The sequence below is a fragment of the Neobacillus sp. NPDC058068 genome (assembly GCF_042885335.1).
Classification (GTDB): Bacteria; Bacillota; Bacilli; order Bacillales; family Cytobacillaceae; genus Neobacillus.
In genome coordinates, this window is record NZ_JBHVSI010000002.1 from 339,596 (window position 1) to 355,853 (window position 16,258).

The 16,258-nt window shown below is 39.4% G+C and carries 15 protein-coding genes; 2 read left to right on the top strand and 13 right to left on the bottom strand.

All coding sequences use genetic code 11. The features are described 5' to 3' along the window. Positions 1–141: 141 nt before the first annotated feature. Genes lepB through ACFVSW_RS03980 form a run of 3 tightly spaced genes read right to left on the bottom strand, consistent with a single transcriptional unit; the run spans position 142 to position 2,336 of the window. Positions 142–696: a signal peptidase I gene (gene lepB, locus ACFVSW_RS03970; protein WP_387312450.1), complete on the bottom strand. Its 555-nt coding sequence runs from the start codon at positions 694–696 to the stop codon at positions 142–144. Continuing rightward, positions 686–1,351, bottom strand: coding sequence for a TVP38/TMEM64 family protein (locus ACFVSW_RS03975; protein ID WP_387312453.1), 666 nt, complete (start codon positions 1,349–1,351; stop codon positions 686–688). The genes lepB and ACFVSW_RS03975 overlap by 11 nt, the downstream gene beginning before the upstream one ends. Before the next feature lie 40 nt (positions 1,352–1,391). Next, positions 1,392–2,336 (bottom strand): LCP family protein, encoded by a 945-nt coding sequence (locus ACFVSW_RS03980; protein ID WP_387312455.1) that lies wholly within the window; start codon positions 2,334–2,336, stop codon positions 1,392–1,394. Between the two features lie 269 nt (positions 2,337–2,605). On the opposite strand from ACFVSW_RS03980, the gene ACFVSW_RS03985 reads away from it, so the two are divergent. Beyond that, positions 2,606–2,971 carry a YhjD family protein gene (locus ACFVSW_RS03985; protein ID WP_387312458.1) on the top strand — a complete coding sequence of 122 codons (366 nt, stop codon included), beginning with the start codon at positions 2,606–2,608 and terminating at the stop codon, positions 2,969–2,971. Positions 2,972–2,990: 19 nt separating this feature from the next. On the opposite strand, the gene ACFVSW_RS03990 is transcribed toward ACFVSW_RS03985, so the two are convergent. After that, positions 2,991–3,566, bottom strand: coding sequence for a competence protein ComK (locus tag ACFVSW_RS03990; RefSeq protein ID WP_387312461.1), 576 nt, complete (start codon positions 3,564–3,566; stop codon positions 2,991–2,993). Positions 3,567–3,759: 193 nt separating this feature from the next. On the opposite strand from ACFVSW_RS03990, the gene ACFVSW_RS03995 reads away from it, so the two are divergent. Further along, positions 3,760–3,996 (top strand): IDEAL domain-containing protein, encoded by a 237-nt coding sequence (locus tag ACFVSW_RS03995; protein ID WP_387312463.1) that lies wholly within the window; start codon positions 3,760–3,762, stop codon positions 3,994–3,996. A gap of 89 nt (positions 3,997–4,085) precedes the next feature. Here the strand turns inward: ACFVSW_RS03995 and ACFVSW_RS04000 are convergent, their stop codons facing one another. From ACFVSW_RS04000 to hemE, 9 genes are all read right to left on the bottom strand, one after another. Further along, on the bottom strand, positions 4,086–5,360 hold the full coding sequence (locus tag ACFVSW_RS04000) for a M48 family metallopeptidase (RefSeq protein ID WP_387312465.1): 1,275 nt from the start codon (positions 5,358–5,360) through the stop codon (positions 4,086–4,088). Between the two features lie 99 nt (positions 5,361–5,459). Then, positions 5,460–6,236, bottom strand: coding sequence for an enoyl-CoA hydratase-related protein (locus ACFVSW_RS04005; RefSeq protein ID WP_387312467.1), 777 nt, complete (start codon positions 6,234–6,236; stop codon positions 5,460–5,462). A gap of 79 nt (positions 6,237–6,315) precedes the next feature. Next, on the bottom strand, positions 6,316–7,878 hold the full coding sequence (locus tag ACFVSW_RS04010; protein WP_387312469.1) for a fatty acid--CoA ligase family protein: 1,563 nt from the start codon (positions 7,876–7,878) through the stop codon (positions 6,316–6,318). 332 nt (positions 7,879–8,210) lie between these two features. Then, positions 8,211–9,200 (bottom strand): lipoate--protein ligase, encoded by a 990-nt coding sequence (gene lplA / locus ACFVSW_RS04015; RefSeq protein ID WP_387312471.1) that lies wholly within the window; start codon positions 9,198–9,200, stop codon positions 8,211–8,213. Positions 9,201–9,216: 16 nt separating this feature from the next. Beyond that, positions 9,217–9,951: an MBL fold metallo-hydrolase gene (locus ACFVSW_RS04020; protein WP_387312474.1), complete on the bottom strand. Its 735-nt coding sequence runs from the start codon at positions 9,949–9,951 to the stop codon at positions 9,217–9,219. Positions 9,952–10,068: 117 nt separating this feature from the next. After that, the gene (locus ACFVSW_RS04025; protein ID WP_387312477.1) at positions 10,069–12,234 is read right to left on the bottom strand and encodes a YhgE/Pip family protein; all 2,166 of its coding nucleotides are present in this window, start codon (positions 12,232–12,234) and stop codon (positions 10,069–10,071) included. 214 nt (positions 12,235–12,448) lie between these two features. Then, a complete protein-coding gene (gene hemY / locus ACFVSW_RS04030; protein WP_387312480.1) occupies positions 12,449–13,891 on the bottom strand; it encodes a protoporphyrinogen oxidase in 1,443 nt (480 codons plus the stop codon). 36 nt (positions 13,892–13,927) lie between these two features. Continuing rightward, positions 13,928–14,860, bottom strand: coding sequence for a ferrochelatase (gene hemH, locus ACFVSW_RS04035; RefSeq protein ID WP_387312483.1), 933 nt, complete (start codon positions 14,858–14,860; stop codon positions 13,928–13,930). 156 nt (positions 14,861–15,016) lie between these two features. Beyond that, the gene (gene hemE / locus ACFVSW_RS04040) at positions 15,017–16,063 is read right to left on the bottom strand and encodes a uroporphyrinogen decarboxylase (protein ID WP_387312485.1); all 1,047 of its coding nucleotides are present in this window, start codon (positions 16,061–16,063) and stop codon (positions 15,017–15,019) included. Between the last annotated feature and the right edge of the window lie 195 nt (positions 16,064–16,258).

The window sequence follows — 16,258 nt, forward strand, 5'->3', positions numbered from 1 at the left end:
CGCCTGCGGGGTCTCACCTGTCCCGCTGCTCCCGCAGGAGTCTCGCGCCTTCCACTCCAATCAACATTGTGTTCAAAATCAACAATGTTCTTTAACAAAGCCCAATAAAAAAAACACGATTTTTTGTAATCGTGCTCCAATTTAAAAATGAATATTCATTTCATTTAGCGGCCAGTAACGCAAGTCCACTTTTCCAACAACCTGAGCAGTAGCAATGAATCCGAATTGGCGGCTGTCCCAGCTGCCTAATCGATTATCGCCAAGCACAAATAATTTCCCATCTGGCACCATATTTTCTCCGGTAAGTTCCTTCAAGCTGAAATCACCTGTTATCTTAACTCCTTGTGCTTTTTGTTTATAAACATTTAAGAATGGCTCTTCATACTTATGCCCATTAATGTATAACTCATCGTTTCGATATTCAATTTTATCCCCTGGAAGACCAATTATCCGTTTGACAAAATCTTCTTTCGCATTTGCGTGAAACACAATGACATCAAAGCGATTCAACTCGCCTACTTGGTAACCAAGCTTATTGACCACCAGCTTATTTCCATCCTGCAAGGTCGGCATCATTGATTCGCCTTCTACTACATAGTTGGAAAAGAAAAAGGTACGAATAAACGCAAAAATAATAATTCCAATCGCAAATGCCTTAACCCATTCCATGCCTTCCTTTTTCCATTCAATTTTCATTGAAGCGCCTCCGTTTCTCCTTTTCTTTGTTTCTATCTATTTCTTCATTATGGTCATTTTCTATAGTCTTATTCATTCTTCCTTCAATTCTTTTGCCAACAAACCAAAGAATGAGAATAACAATTAATACCAGAACGGTCCGGTAGGGCTGAGTAATCAGTGAACGAATATCATAACCAATAAAGCTCATCGTAAAAATCATCACCATTTTCCCGATGCACACGGCCAGCATATATTGGGCCGTTCTTATTTTCGAAAGACCGACAACAATGTTTACGACTGCTGACGGTGTAAATGGAAAACAAAGCAGTAAAAAGAGGGGGCCAAATCCATGGCGTTCTACCCAGTCCGTCAGCCTTCGGACCTTCGGGTGCTTGGATAAAAAAATCAATACCCTTCCTTGTCCATATTTTCTAATGAGCATAAAAACCAAGAATGCGCCCAAACACGCTCCCAGCCATGAATATAAAAATCCGAGCCAAAGTCCAAAGGCATTTGCATTGGCCGTTACAAATATAAACAACGGGAGAAACGGCAAAAATGCTTCAATGACGATAAGCAAGATGCCCGGTATCGGACCTAAGGCTCGATATTCCTGTATGAGACTCATAATATTTTCAAGTGTAAACCAATCTTTTAATGCTTCAAAGTCCATCCGAATCTCCTTACATTTTCTTTAGTTGGTTTGAACGATGTTACTCGGTAATAAATTGATGCAGTGCCTCTTTGTTTTTTTCGACATCAATATCCAAAACGGCTCCTTCCCCTTGTATTCGCGGCTCCGTAAAGCTATTTTCGACCGGAATCCTAAGTGTAGCCATTGTGCCTCTATTACTAGAAAGGAAGTCCTTACCCATAAATAATGCATCTGCAGTATCGATATTTGTATTTACGTATGGGCTGAGGACACCAATTAATTTGGGGAGTTTGGCAATCGTTTTAAATCCGCTTAATTGCTCTCTAATCGCTTTAACTGCTTTTTGCTGACGTTCTACCCTTCCAAAATCGCTCATGGCATCATACCGGAAGCGTACATAGCCAAGCATTTGCGTGCCATTCAATCTTTGCAGACCGGGCTCTAACGTCATATAAATATTTTTCTCCATCTTTTTCTCTACATTTATTTCGACGCCATCCGGGAAAGCCTCGTCAATCAGCTGGACAAAGCCATCAAAATCGACAATTGCATAATATTGCAGATCGATATCAAAATTCTGTTTAATTGTCTTCCTTATTAATTCCGGCCCGCCGCGGGCAAAGGCCGAATTGATTTTATGCTTGCCATATCCAGGAATTTCGACGTAACTATCTCTCATTATAGAAGTCAGCTTAAATGTCCCTTTGTCTTCGTTATAATGAGCAATCATGATTGTATCTGCTCGGGCCTTTTCTTTTCCCCGTGCGTCACTGCCTAGCAAGAGGATATTCGTATCCCCATACTGATCTTTCTTCCCTTCAAATGTGTAGACCTCATTTGCTTGTTTATTATCATTATTTATTTTTTTTAATGATTGGTTAACTCCTTGTTTAAACTGAAAATAGGCATAGCCAGCAACTGCACCGATTAGTAATAGGCATACAAGCAAAATGGACGTCCATCTTCTCTTTTTCTTATTATGTTGATATCTATCTGCCCTCATTGTTTACCACCCATTCGCTCTTGATTTGAACTTCGCCTATAAACGACTTTTTTTATTTTTAAAGGTTTCTTCATTTAATTCATTTTCCCCTATCAGATATCCTTCTATTAATAAAAACTTTCTCATATATCGGTCATTTTTTGCAACAAAGAAAGCTCGTCAATTATCGACGAGCTACTAAAGGAAAAGTTCTATTGCTTTTAACGTTTCTTTTTTGTAAAATTAAATAAGAACATTAGTTCGATATTATAGAAAGGTGCGGTAGCAAAATGACCAGAATTCCTGAGGAAGATCGTGACATCATGGAGAAGGCTATTTATTTACCGATGGTACTAATCGTCTTAAACCGAGATTTGTCTGTGGTGGAAAATGCGCCATTTAAATTAAAGAAGCCTTATTTGGATTTAATCGAAGAAGCGATGAAGGACGTGCAGAAGGAACTTTCTGAGGTAAAACAGTATCTGAAAAAGAATAAACTTCAAGTCATTGAAACTAAACGGGACGATGCCTTTACGATGTTTATGTTTATTTATAAAGGTTATGAAGAAAACCATAATTACTTTAATCCAAGAATTCGCAACAAGGTTCAAGAATTAATGGAAGCGTATTTATTAAAAAAACACCTATCCCGTTAGCGTAAGAAATAAGAAGCACTTATTTTGGATTTTTCACATGAAACTCACTATCGTATTGACGAGTGGTTTCTAATGCCTGGGGCAGTTTAGTTCTGCTCAATATATAATTTAGCCTTTTCTCATTATTTTCTATTCTCTGCATAAGCCGTGTTTTTAATAACGAAGTTTTTAACATTTGCGCTTCAATTGTTGAGCAAGGCACTGGGAAGTGGTGGGTTTGTTTATTATAGAAAAGGATTAATGCCTCTTGTGGCCCGATACGCTGATAATCCTTCACATGTTCAGATGCAATCCAAATACATTCCTTGCTATACGGTGATAGCGTAGGAAAAAAGAGGAGCTGGTTAGTTGATTCAATTACAATCGGAAGCTTTCGTTTATTGCCAATGATATTTCGGGAACCCTTTCTCCTGCTTTCGTAATCGACTCCAAAATAATTGCAGCTTTTTTTGATAATCTCCAATGGGCTTAATGGACACAAAAACACATCCTCCACTTCGTAAATTTTGGAATAAACTTTACTTCCATATTTCACCGGGACAATAAACATGGTACGTGAATTAACCTCATAATCTTCTATTATCTTTTCCTGCAACACATTCAACTCCTTTTTATAGTATCCACCATATCTTACCACTACTGGTTTCGGATTCCACCTCCATTTTGAAATGTTGCGAATTTATTCACAAATTTTATGCCAAGAAAATATTTTTCAGAAAATTATAATTATTCGTTGATATTAAGCGAAAAAATCCATATAATTATAAAAAGCATCAGAGGTGATTTTCATGAATGAAAAATCATACACCGAATTAATGAAGCTTGGTGCCATGAAACGCAATCGAATGAAAGAGAACTTCGTCCAAGATTTATACATCGACATGCTCCTATCCGAGATCCAGCTAACGGTTGAAAAGGAAAAATTATTGCAAAAAATTGACTTGGCCATTGACCGTCGTGACAAAAATTTATTTCTCCGTTTATCTGGGCAGCTGAAGGAAATTAATAAACGATTTGGAACTTAAAACACATTCCCACCGAACCGTCGACAAGACGGTTCTTCTTTTGAAAAAAAATAAGGCTAAAGACATAGAGATTGTCTTTAGCCTTATTTTTATTGTTCATTTCGATGTTTTACCTGGTATTCCTCAAGCGTGGAAATACGGTCAAGCATCGGAGGATGTGTATAACGGAAAATTTTTACCAAGAACGGCGGGTTCACCTGGCTTAATCCTGAGCGGGTTAATTCCTGAAAAGAGGTGATCGCTGCCTCTGGATTTTTGGTCATTTCAATCGCATACCTGTCAGCCCGTTTTTCCTCATAACGGGAAGTCAAATTTGTTAAAGGGCTGGCCACAAATAACAGCATGGACAGAATCATGAAAAATAATGGGAGTGAGCGAATATCCCTTACATCTGAGATTTTCAGTTCCTTGCCAAAACGCCGTGCTGCCCAATTCATTAACCTGTAGGTCAAATAAAGCCCGAGCAGCGAAAGCAGCAGGTAGCCGCCTATCCCGAAATAAATATGTTTCTCGACATAATGGCACATTTCGTGGGCCATGATAAATAATATTTGGTTATCCGACAGCCTATTTAAAGTCGTATCCCAAAGGACAATTCTAGCATTAGAGCCAATCCCCGTTACATAGGCATTTAAAGCGTTCGTTTTATTCGCCATATTTACTTCAAATACATGCTTCGCAGGAATCTCTGCCTTGTCGGCAAGCGTCAGAATCTTCGTTTCCAGCTCCTTATTTTTTAAAGGATAAAAATCATTATATAACGGGTCGATGACAACCGGCTGCAGGAACATCATGAAAATGGTAAACGGGATTGATAACAGCCAGCCATAAAGCCACCAGCGCTTTTGACTTTTCTTCATCAGCCAGTAAAGAATCGGAACAATAATTAACCAGGTTCCATAATTAATCCAAAAGTCAATCAGCTCGTCTTTCATCCATGAGGCAAAGGTTTGTGTTGAAATATGATACGTTTTCGATAAAGAATAACTAATGTAGTTTAAAGGTAATGTCGCTACAAAGGCAAAAAAGGATAACCAAATCAGATAGATTGCCGTTTGCAGCAGTCTATACTTAGAAGTATTTTCAGCCCAGCGCTTAAATGCCTTTGAGAATCCAAATAATAAAATAAGAAAATAGAAAAGCCATTCGAACGGAGTCGATAAGAAAAACAGGAGGTTTCTAATTTTCGAATAATCCTCGCTTAAGTCTAGCTCTCTTCCGTTTAGAAATGTTGATGGGTCGGCTTTTGAACCTTCATATTCAAATGGCAGTTTCGTATCGGCAAAATAAAATAAATACCAATAAAAAAATAATCCATATAGGACAAAGGCCAAAACCGCATAGACCCCCATTTTTCTCACCATGATTTTGTCCCCCTTTGTGTACAACCTCTCTATACATAGTTTAGTACAAAAGCGATAAATTAGAACAAAGCATAAAAAAAACATGGCGGCCGCCATGTTTTATTTCCCTTTAAAAATTGGTTTTCTTTTTTCAGAAAAAGCTTGTAAGGCCTCGACGCGGTCTTCTGTCGGGAGCGTCATCTCGTAAGCCTTTCTTTCAATTTGAAGCCCTGTATTTATGTCAGCATTCATCCCATTTTTAATCGCAAACTTTGCTTGCTGGAGCGCAATTGGACCATTTGCAAGCAATTGTCTGCAAAAGGATAGGCTCTCATTTACTAAATTTATTCGCTCAACAACTTTCGTAAGAAGCCCGTAGTTGAAAGCCTCATCCGCTGTCAGCCGTCGTGCGGTCAGGATGAGCTCCAATGCTCTTGCCTGACCGATTAGTCTTGGAAGCCGCTGTGTTCCGCCAGCACCTGGAATAATAGCAAGGCTCGTTTCGGTTAGACCCATTAATGCCTCTTTTGCTGCAAACCGAAAATCGCAGGCCAAGGCAAGTTCCATGCCGCCGCCAAAGGCAAAGCCATTAATGGCTGCAATCGTTGGCTGCGGTAGTTGATCAATGGCATTGAAAACCTCATTTATTTTAAACAAATTTCGCTTCACTTGCTCATCTGTAAGGTTTTTTCGTTCTTTTAAATCGGCACCAACACTAAAGGCCTTCTCTCCTGCTCCAATAAATATGACAGCGCGGATATCCGGGTTGATACGAATTTGTTCCACTTTGCTCTGCAATTCAAGTAATGTCTCATAATTAAAAGCATTTAATGCTTCGGCCCGATTAATGGTAACTATCGCCGCATGATTTTTAATCTCAAGTAAAATTTGCTCCAATTTTTTCACCCCTTCAGTACATAAATTCTAAAAAGGCAGGCCAAATGCCTGCCTTTTTCATTAAAAATTTCTATAAAAATTATTTTCCAACAGCTTGTGTAACCTGGACCTTAAGGGCACGCCTTAATATCTTTCCTGTCGTGTTCTTAGGCAGTTCCTCCAAAAACTCAATCGTCGTTGGGACTTTATACTTAGCAAGATGCTCCTTACAATATTCGAGGACTTGCTCCTTGTTAAGTTCCGGATTTTTTCTGACAACATAGGCATTTACTGCTTCACCTTGGTTAGAGTCGGGAACACCGACAACAGCGACTTCAACCACATCAGGATGATTGTAGAGGACTTCTTCAACCTCTCGTGGATAAACATTATAGCCGCCAACAAGAATTAAATCTTTTTTCCGATCGACGATATAGAAATATCCCTCTTCATCCATTCTCGCCATATCACCGGTATGAAGCCAGCCATTGCGGATTGCTGCGGCAGTTTCCTCCGGCATTTTATAATAGCCCTTCATTACATTTGGACCGCGGACAATTAGTTCACCAACAGCGCCGACAGGAACCTCTTCCCCTAATTCATCGACCACTTTATTCTCCACTCTTAGTATTGATGTACCAATCGAGCCAGGCTTGCGCGGACGGTCAAGCGGGTTAAAGCTTGTGACAGGCGACGCCTCTGATAACCCATACCCTTCAGAAACCAACACATTAAATTTCTGTTCAAAATTCTTTAATAAAGCGACAGGCATCGAAGCCCCGCCTGAAATGCACAAACGCAATGATTTCAGGTCATCAGGATTTCCTTCAGGATATTGATGAAGGAAATTATACATGGTCGGGACACCGGCAAAAACAGTGGCTTCATAGTCTTTAACAAGCGCAAAAATTTCCTTAGGACTAAATTTCGGCACAATTAACATTGTTGCACCGCTTAATAATGGTGCATTTAAGGATACCGTTAAGCAAAAAACATGAAACATTGGCAGCGCTGTTACTACTCTGTCATCATTATTCATTTTTAGGTATTCGCTGACATCGTTGGCGTTACTAAATAAATTCTTATGGGTTAACATCGCACCCTTTGGTTTTCCGGTAGTTCCGGAGGTATAAAGAATAATCGCGGTATCCTCTTCCTTTAGTTCAGGACCTTGGAAAGACAATTCCCCCGCAGCAACAATCTCTGAAAACGATTTCATTTTTGGGTAGACAGTAAGATTTTCAATTTCTGATTGGACAATACTGTTTGGCGTTGTTTCACAGAATACATAATTCTCTACTTTAGGCAGAAACGTATGCATTTTTTCCGCCAATGGGATCGCTAAGTCAAGTGCAACGACCGTTTTCACATCGCCGTTATTTAAAATATAGCCAATTTCATCTGGTGTATAAATTGGATTTACGGGAATGACGGTTACCCCTAGCCGCAGCGCCCCATATAAGCTGATTACAAAATGTGGTGAGTTCCCCAATAATAAGGCAATATGATCCCCTTTTTTGACCCCTAGTTTTTCAAGACCTGAAGCGAATCTTGTAATCGCCCCATCTAGTTCTGCATAAGTACTTGCTTGATCCATAAAATAATACGCCGGTTTATCAGCAAATTTCTTAGCTGTTTCATGAAGCTTTAATGATAGATTCATGATTTCCCTCCCCTAAGTGAATGAATAGTCATTCATAAATTCGTAGAAATTTTCTAAATATATTATATTGCTAGAATCTTAAGTATTCAAGTGCAAGAAATAAATTTGCAACAAAAAACACGGTGTTTTCACCGTGTTTTTGGCTGTGTTAAAAGTAAATGTTGATTTCCGTTCCAGGCGCGAGCGGTTCGCGGGGCGGGCGGTGAGCCTCCTCGGCGCTATAGCGCCTGCGGGGTCTCACCTGTCCCGCTGCTCCCGCAGGAGTCTCACGCCTTCCACTCCAATCAACATGGTGCTCAAAATCAACAATGTTCTTTAACACAGCCTTGTTGTTAGTAAATTAAGTTAATGAATTCTTCCTTCGTAATTTTCCCAAAATAATAGCTCGTATCAATTGCTGCTAGTGCTTTTTCGATTTCGCTTTTTTCGTAGCGAATGTCCTTTAAGCAATTTTCAATTTCTCTGACGTCGCCGACGCCAAAAAAGTCGCCGTAAATTTTACAATTCTCTAAAATGCCTTTGTTTACTTCTAGACGGACATCGATGGAGCCCACTGGAAAACGATGAGAATGCTGGAGATTGAAATTAGGTGATTTCCCATAATTCCATTCCCAGTTGCGGTAGCGTTCTTTAGAGAGCTGATGAATCTGTTCCCAATCCTCTTCCGTCAGCACATATTCTGGTATTTCCTCTTGCCCGTCGAAAATGTATTTTAGAAGCAACGAACGGAACTCATCCATTTCGATTTTTTCTGTTATAAACTCGGAAATGTTGGCAACACGGCTGCGAACTGATTTAATTCCCTTTGATTCAATCTTATCTTTTTTAACTCTTAACGCTGATACAACGTTTTCTATTTCGGAATTAAGCATCAGGGTGCCGTGACTGAACATTCTTCCCTTCGTTGAAAACTGCGCATTTCCGGAAATTTTTCTTCCCTCTACCTCAATATCATTTCTGCCGCTGAGCTCAGCATTTACGCCTAATTTGTTCAGTGCTGCAATTACCGGCTCCGTAAATTTGCGGAAATTATGAAAGCTTTCTCCATCATCCTTCGTAATAAAACTAAAATTCAAATTGCCAAGATCATGGTATACCGCTCCACCGCCTGATAACCTGCGAACAACGTGAATCCCATTACTCTCTACATACTCTGTATTAATTTCTTCAATCGTGTTTTGATTTTTTCCAATGATGATGGATGGTTCATTTATGTAAAATAATAAATACGTTTCGTTGATATCAAGATTTTTCAACGCATATTCTTCAATCGCAAGATTAATACGCGGGTCGGTGATGCCTTTATTATCAATAAATAACATTTTATTCTGCCCCTTCTTATAGTGAAATTGATAGAAACTCGTCTGCAAGTTTAATTATACCAGTATATTCGCCCGAGGCCTCATTAATTAAATCAGATAAAGTTCCGTAATGGGGCAGATGGGTGAGAATTAACTGTTTAACAGCTGCTTTTTCTGCAAATTGACCTGCCTCCACGCTGTTCATATGTCCTGCTGACTGGCCGTTTTGATGCCCGTAAAAATTGCATTCACATAGTAAAACATCGGAGTTGCGGCTGAATTCGATAAACTCTTCTTTAAAGGAACTATCAGCTGTGTACACAATCGCTTTCCCGCCTGCTTCGATTCTCATCGCATAGCATGGGACAGGATGATTAGTTTTTAAAAATGAAACTTGGAATGGTCCTATCATAATTGTACTAGTGGGATCATAGGCAACACCTTGAGTAATATTTTTATAAGTCAATTTGGCAAATTCATGTTTGTCAAATTCATGTCCATATAGGGGTAATGTTGGGAATTCCTTGCCTAAAAACCCTTGAATCAGTCTAGCATGCTGCAGGACACCAATATCTGCGATGTGGTCAGGATGATAGTGAGAAATGATGACCGCATCCAGCTCGTCTGGCTGAGTAATATTTTGCAATTTGGAAAGAACTCCGCTCCCGCAATCGATTAATAATTGAAAGCCATAATGTTCAAGTAAATAGCCAGAGCTGGCTGCATTCTGTTTCGGGTATCCGCCCCAAAAACCGATAACTGTTAGTTTCATGAATAATCCTCCATCTCAATAGACTCACTTTTAATATACTCAAATATTCAATTCTTTTCATTAAGCAGATAAAAATTAGAAAAACCAGCCGAAAACATTACGGCTGGTTCGTAAAACTTATTCACTTACTAAAGTAGTATTTTGATGTTTAAACTGATGTTTATGTCTCATTGTAAAATACAAGATAGTAACAAGGGCGAATGCAGCAAGGAAGCTCGATAGAATCATAAAGTTTTGCCACATGAAGCTAAAGTCGCCGCTTGAAATTACTGCCTTTAAGCCACTCACAGAATACGTCATTGGCAGGAATGCATTAAAATGCTGTAAGAAGTTTGGAATTAATTCAAGCGGGAATGTTCCTGCGCTTGTTGTTAATTGGAAAATAAGAATAACAATTGCAATGAATCGCCCTGCATCAGCAAATACTGAAACAAGAAGCTGAATTAACGCGACAAAAGTTAAACTTGTAATGATTGAGAACAAAATAAATATCGGTATACTTTGAACTTCAAGTCCTAACCCTGCAAGAAGAATAATGTCGGCAACTATAGCTTGGATAATCCCAACACCGGCCATAATCGAAAACTTGCTAAAAAACCAATTAAATCCACTTGAAGGCACGACCGCCGCATCACGAAGCGGAAAGACAATCGATAACAGCAGTGCACCAACAAACAAACCTAGAGAAAGGAAGTATGGTGCAAATCCTGTTCCATAGTTAGGCACATGATTAATTTTTTCATTATTGAGTTTTACTGGATCTGCCATCATATTATAGGTTTTATCATCAGAATGAACCTTTGAAGCTTCTTTGGCACCATCTGATAACTTATCAGCCAACTCTTTGGCACCATCTGAAAGTTTCGTTGTACCATCTTTTAATTGGTCCGAACCATCGGCCAATTGCCCTGCTCCAGATGTAATGGCGGAGGCACCTGCTGTTAATTGGTTCATCCCATTTGAAAGGTCAGAAGCGCCATTTTTCAACTCTCCTGAACCTGCATATAAGTCATGAATCCCTTTTTGAAGATCTTGCTGACCACTATTAATTTTGCCAATACCGGTAATCAATTGATCGAAATAAGGGGTTGTTTGTGCTTTAATTTTATCTTCCAAGCCGTTCGTTGAGCCGGCTAATTTTTCATTAACGCCTGATTTAAATTGCTTAAAGCCTGCGTCTAGTTTCGGGTTTAATTCTGCTAAGATTTGTTGTTGTAACTGTTCTTTCGTTGGTGCATTTTTTTGCTCATTAGCCATTATTCCTTGTACGAGTGCCGGGTCTACTTTGTTATCAATTAAGGTTTGAGCTAATTTCTGCATTTTTTCTGTTTGTTCTGTAATGGTTTGCTCAGCAATTTGTGCCGCTAACATCCCGGATAATTGAGACTTAAACTGATCAATACCATTGTTTAGTTCACCAACACTTCCGGTTAATTCTTTTTCAATCCCAGAGGCAATCCCTGCTGGAAGGTCACGCTTTAATTGTTCAGCACCTAAGTAGGCATCTTTTGTACCAGCAATAAGCAATGGCAGATTGGCATCTGCTTTTGCTAACCCGTTTTTCAGTTCAGTTGAGCCTGCGGCAAGTTTAGTAGAACCAGCATCCGCTGTTTTCATCCCATTGTTAAATTCAATCGATTTCTTTGCCAGCGTCGCAAGACCTTCATTTAAATCCTCGGAGCCTTTATTTAAATCAACTGAGCCGTCGCTTAATTGACCTGCACCATCGCTTGCTTTTACAACGCCGTCAGCAAGCTCGGTAATTTTATCAAACATTGTTTCAGCATATGTCTCGGTTACCTTTTCAGCAACAGCTGTTTTAATCTTTTCTGCTGCTGTACCGCCGATTTGCGCTGAAAGGAAGTTATAGCTCTCGTTTGGGGTATAAATTAGTTCTAGTTTTTTCGGCTTTTCGTCCAATAAGGTGGTGGCGTTCTTGGAAAAATCCTTTGGAATTTCAATGACCATATAATATTTTTGGTCTTTTAGATTTTTATAGCCTTCTTCTTTATCAACAAATTCAAAACCAAAGTCCTTGCTTTTCTTTAGCTTTGCAACCAAGTCATCACCCAATTTAAGGTGATTGCCGTCAAGTGTTGCACCTGCGTCTTGATTCACAACCGCAACTGGCAGCTCGTTTAGTTTGTCATATGGATCCCAGAACGCCCATAAAAACATACCGGCATACATAACAGGGACAAACATAACGGCAATAATGGGAATAAGCACTTTTTTATTTTTGAAAATCGTCAATAGCTCTTCCTTTAACAAGATGTTTTTCACCTTGAAAACCTCCTTTTATATTAATGACTATTTTGTTCATTTGGTCATTATACTGCTAAAAATAGGGACTATCATGAGTGACAATCCTTAAAACATACACATTTAGTTTGACTTCAAATATCCATAAATGACCGTATGAATATTTCAGTCAGTTAATACTTTAAGAGTATACATCCATTTTTATTTGATGGCAAGGAAAAAAAAGAAGCTGACATTAATAGACAGCTTCTTTTGAAATATTGTTCACTTTTAAGTAATCGAGTACGTTCTGGACGGCTGCCTCTCCTTGATCAATGCAATCGGGAATGCCGACGCCTCCATAAGATGAACCAGCCAAGAATACTCCTGGTAACTCTGCTTTTACTTGCTCTAAAATGCCTGTTAACCGTTGTTTGTGTCCTACGGTATATTGCGGCATCGAATTCTTCCAACGGGAAACAAGCGCGAAATCAGGATTCATCGTGATATCCATGGTTTTCTTTAGGTCATCGAGCACAATTTTAATGATTTGATCATCTGAAAGGTCGACAATTGTTTCATCTCCCGCTCTTCCTACATAACAGCGGAGCAATACTTTCCCTTCTGGAGTAGAATGAGCCCACTTTTTATGTGTCCAAGTACAGGCAGTGATGGAATAATCGCTGTTTCTTGAAACAACAAATCCTGTTCCATCAATATCTTTCTTAATTGCTTCTTTTGGAAAGGCTAATGCTACTGTAGCAACGGATGTTGATGGCACGGATTTAAATGGATCAAAAAAGCTATAGGTTGAAAACATCATTTGCGTTACCTTGTGTGGGGTAGCGGCAATAATACAATCCGCCTTTATCGTTTCCCCATTATTAAGGTAAATTTCATATTTTTGCTGTACTTTAGTAATTTTATCAACACGGTGCCCTTTTAAAATCGACTTAGGGTCCAGTTTTGCTTCAATCGCTTCCGCAAATGATTGAAGACCGCTTTTGAAGGTTAAAAAAGCACCTTTTGTTTTTTCCTTAGTCTCAGGTTTTTTCGGTTGTGTTGGGGAGGATCTTTTCATTCCCATGATCAGGCTTCGGTATTTCTGTTCCACCTCGTAAAATTGCGGGAACGTGGACATTAGGCTCAATTGGTCAATATCACCGGCATAAATGCCTGATAATAACGGTTCGATTAAATTTTCAACCACTTCATTGCCCAATCTTCTTCTAAAGAACTCGCCTAATGATTGGTCTTTTCCACTTTCAGACCGAGGGAGAATAAAATCAGCCGCAGCTCTTAGTTTACCGGGAACGGAAAAAAGACCTGTTGTAAGAAATGGTCCTATCTCTGTAGGAATTCCCATGATCGAACCTCCGGGCATAGAGTGCAGTTTCTCGTTAACGAGAACATACGATTTACCCGTGGAATTAGGAATTAATTGGTCATCCATCCCAACTTCCTTTGCCAGTCGTATAATGCTTGTTTTCCGCGCCAAAAATGAATCCGGGCCTCTTTCTATCGTGTATCCGTCGCGATGGGCGGTCTGCATCTTTCCTCCGAGACGGTGTGATGCTTCTATGAGTTGAATTTCGATTGGCAGTTTATGTTCCTGGATTGTTTTTTGAAGATAGAAAGCCGACGCGAGCCCTGTTATTCCTCCTCCAATAATGACAACCTTTTGTTTTTCTTCCGTCACGGACGTCACCTTCTTCCGTTTATTTTCCTACAATGTTCATTCCGCTGCCATTTTAAGAACGACAGCTGCTAAGCAATCTATAAATTCTTCCTTGGCATTCGGCATTTCCGGACGGTAGTAGCTTGCTCCTATTTCGTCCGTTACATTTTTACATTCAAAATCATTATCATATAGCACTTCTAGGTGATCACAGACAAACCCGACAGGTGCGTAAACAAATGCTTTATAATGATGTTCTTTATATAAATCCCTTGTTAAATCCTGTACGTCTGGCCCAATCCATGGCTCTGGAGTATTTCCGGCACTTTGCCAGCCAATTTGATAATTCTTTATTCCTGCTTGTTCCGCAATTAAATCAGCTGTTTCCTGAAGCTGTTTTGGATAAGGGTCTTGAAATTGTAAGATCTTCTCTGGCAAGCTATGTGCTGATACAATAAGTACTGCTTCATCTTTTTCTTCTTCCGGCAACTGTTCGAAGATTTGTTTCACTTTTTCGGCCCAATAGCCAATAAATTTTGGCTCCTGATACCAGCTTTCAATTGTTCTAATTTTTAAGCCGCCCAATTTTTCTGCTTCCTCTACAGCTCTTCCGTTGTATGATTTGACACTAAAGGTTGAAAAATGAGGCGCCAGGACAATGCTAACTGCCTCTTCAATCCCGTCTTCATGCATTTGTTTAACAGCATCTTCAATGAATGGTTCGATGTGTTTTAACCCTAAATACATTTTAAATTCGATTTGATCTTGAATTTTATTTAAGTGCTCTTCAAGCTTTTCCGCCTGGTCAAGAGTGATTTTTGCAAGTGGAGAAATCCCGCCGATTGCTTCGTAACGACTGCGAAGCTCGTCAATCATCTCTGGAGTTGGTTTCCGGCCATGACGAATATGCGTATAATATCTTTCTAAATCCTCTAATTTATATGGGGTTCCGTAAGCCATTACAAGGAGGCCCATTTTCTTCTTTGTCATATTGCTAGCACCTCATTTTTAAGTCTCTACGCGTTTGCTTTTTTAGGTAAAAAAGGGCCATGATTCTACTAATCCTAATGACCCTTAAAAAGCAGCTCATTCTATTGTGCCAAAAAACTGGACAGCTTACCAATTTTAACACTTGCTGACGAGCACCTAGCGACTTGATTTGGAGGCAGAATACTCATGTATGAATGATGCTAATCTTTTCAACGTTTCTGGTTTAACAGATGGGAATACCCCGTGACCTAAATTAAAGATATAACCGTCTTGTGCCATGCCTTGGTCTAAGATTGCTTTTGCTCTTTCCTCAATAACCTCCCAAGGAGCTAAGAGAATAGCAGGATCAAGGTTGCCTTGAACAGTTTTATGAATGCCAAGTGCTCTTGCCTGTTGAATTGGCAAGCGCCAGTCTAACCCAACAACATCGATAGGAAGGTCATTCCATTCTAATGCCAGGTGGCTTGCGCCAACACCGAACATAATTAACGGAACATTTTCTTCTTTTAATGACGCAAAGATTCGATTCATAATAGGCTTAATGAAATAACGGTAATCCTCTACATTTAAGGCCCCAACCCATGAATCAAAAATCTGGATTGCCTTTGCGCCAGCCTTTATTTGTGACTTCACGTATGTAATAACCATATCGCCTAGTTTATCCATTAATGCAAACCATGCTTTAGGCTCTGTATACATGAACGCTTTTGTCTTATTGTAGTTTTTTGAAGGGCCGCCTTCTATCATGTAGCTAGCAAGGGTAAACGGTGCTCCAGAAAAACCAATTAATGGCACATTCAATTGCTCTCTCGTTAATAACTTGATTGTGTCTAATACATACGGAACATCTTCTTCCGGATGAATTTCTGTTAATTTTTCAACATCGGCTAGTGATTGGATCGGATTGTCAATTACTGGTCCAATTCCACCCTTAATTTCCACATTCATCCCCATCGCTGGAAGTGGAGTCATGATATCTTTGTAAAGAATTGCTGCATCAACGTTGTACTGTTCAACAGGTAAGCGTGTAACATATGCACAGAGTTCAGGCTGATGTGTGATTTCAAATAGCGAATACTTTTCTTTAATTTCCCGGTACTCCGGCTGGGACCGCCCAGCTTGGCGCATATACCAGACAGGTACATGATCTGTTTTCTCTCCTCTGGCTGCTTTTAAAAATGTTTCATTAAATGTTCTATTCATGAATAAAATCCACCTTTCAAAGACATGTCTGCATTCCATTTTAATATATTACGCATAAATTTAAAAACTTTCGCTTGATGTAAACTCTCTCCACTATATCTGTTTATCCTATTTGTGTATAGATAACGATAATAACTGTCAAAAAAAAGTCGTATTTCTCGCGATAAATTATTTGATTTAACAGTGAGCATACTG

What these genes read in the sequence shown, in the direction of transcription:
- lepB (WP_387312450.1), bottom strand. Translation starts at nt 696, where the DNA reads ATGAAAATTGAATGGAAAAAGGAAGGCATGGAATGGGTTAAGGCATTT.
- ACFVSW_RS03975 (WP_387312453.1), bottom strand. Translation starts at nt 1,351, where the DNA reads ATGGACTTTGAAGCATTAAAAGATTGGTTTACACTTGAAAATATTATG.
- ACFVSW_RS03995 (WP_387312463.1), top strand. Translation starts at nt 3,760, where the DNA reads ATGAATGAAAAATCATACACCGAATTAATGAAGCTTGGTGCCATGAAA.
- hemH (WP_387312483.1), bottom strand. Translation starts at nt 14,860, where the DNA reads ATGACAAAGAAGAAAATGGGCCTCCTTGTAATGGCTTACGGAACCCCA.
- ACFVSW_RS04000 (WP_387312465.1), bottom strand. Translation starts at nt 5,360, where the DNA reads ATGGTGAGAAAAATGGGGGTCTATGCGGTTTTGGCCTTTGTCCTATAT.
- ACFVSW_RS03985 (WP_387312458.1), top strand. Translation starts at nt 2,606, where the DNA reads ATGACCAGAATTCCTGAGGAAGATCGTGACATCATGGAGAAGGCTATT.
- ACFVSW_RS03980 (WP_387312455.1), bottom strand. Translation starts at nt 2,336, where the DNA reads ATGAGGGCAGATAGATATCAACATAATAAGAAAAAGAGAAGATGGACG.
- ACFVSW_RS04020 (WP_387312474.1), bottom strand. Translation starts at nt 9,951, where the DNA reads ATGAAACTAACAGTTATCGGTTTTTGGGGCGGATACCCGAAACAGAAT.
- lplA (WP_387312471.1), bottom strand. Translation starts at nt 9,200, where the DNA reads ATGTTATTTATTGATAATAAAGGCATCACCGACCCGCGTATTAATCTT.
- hemE (WP_387312485.1), bottom strand. Translation starts at nt 16,063, where the DNA reads ATGAATAGAACATTTAATGAAACATTTTTAAAAGCAGCCAGAGGAGAG.
- ACFVSW_RS04010 (WP_387312469.1), bottom strand. Translation starts at nt 7,878, where the DNA reads ATGAATCTATCATTAAAGCTTCATGAAACAGCTAAGAAATTTGCTGAT.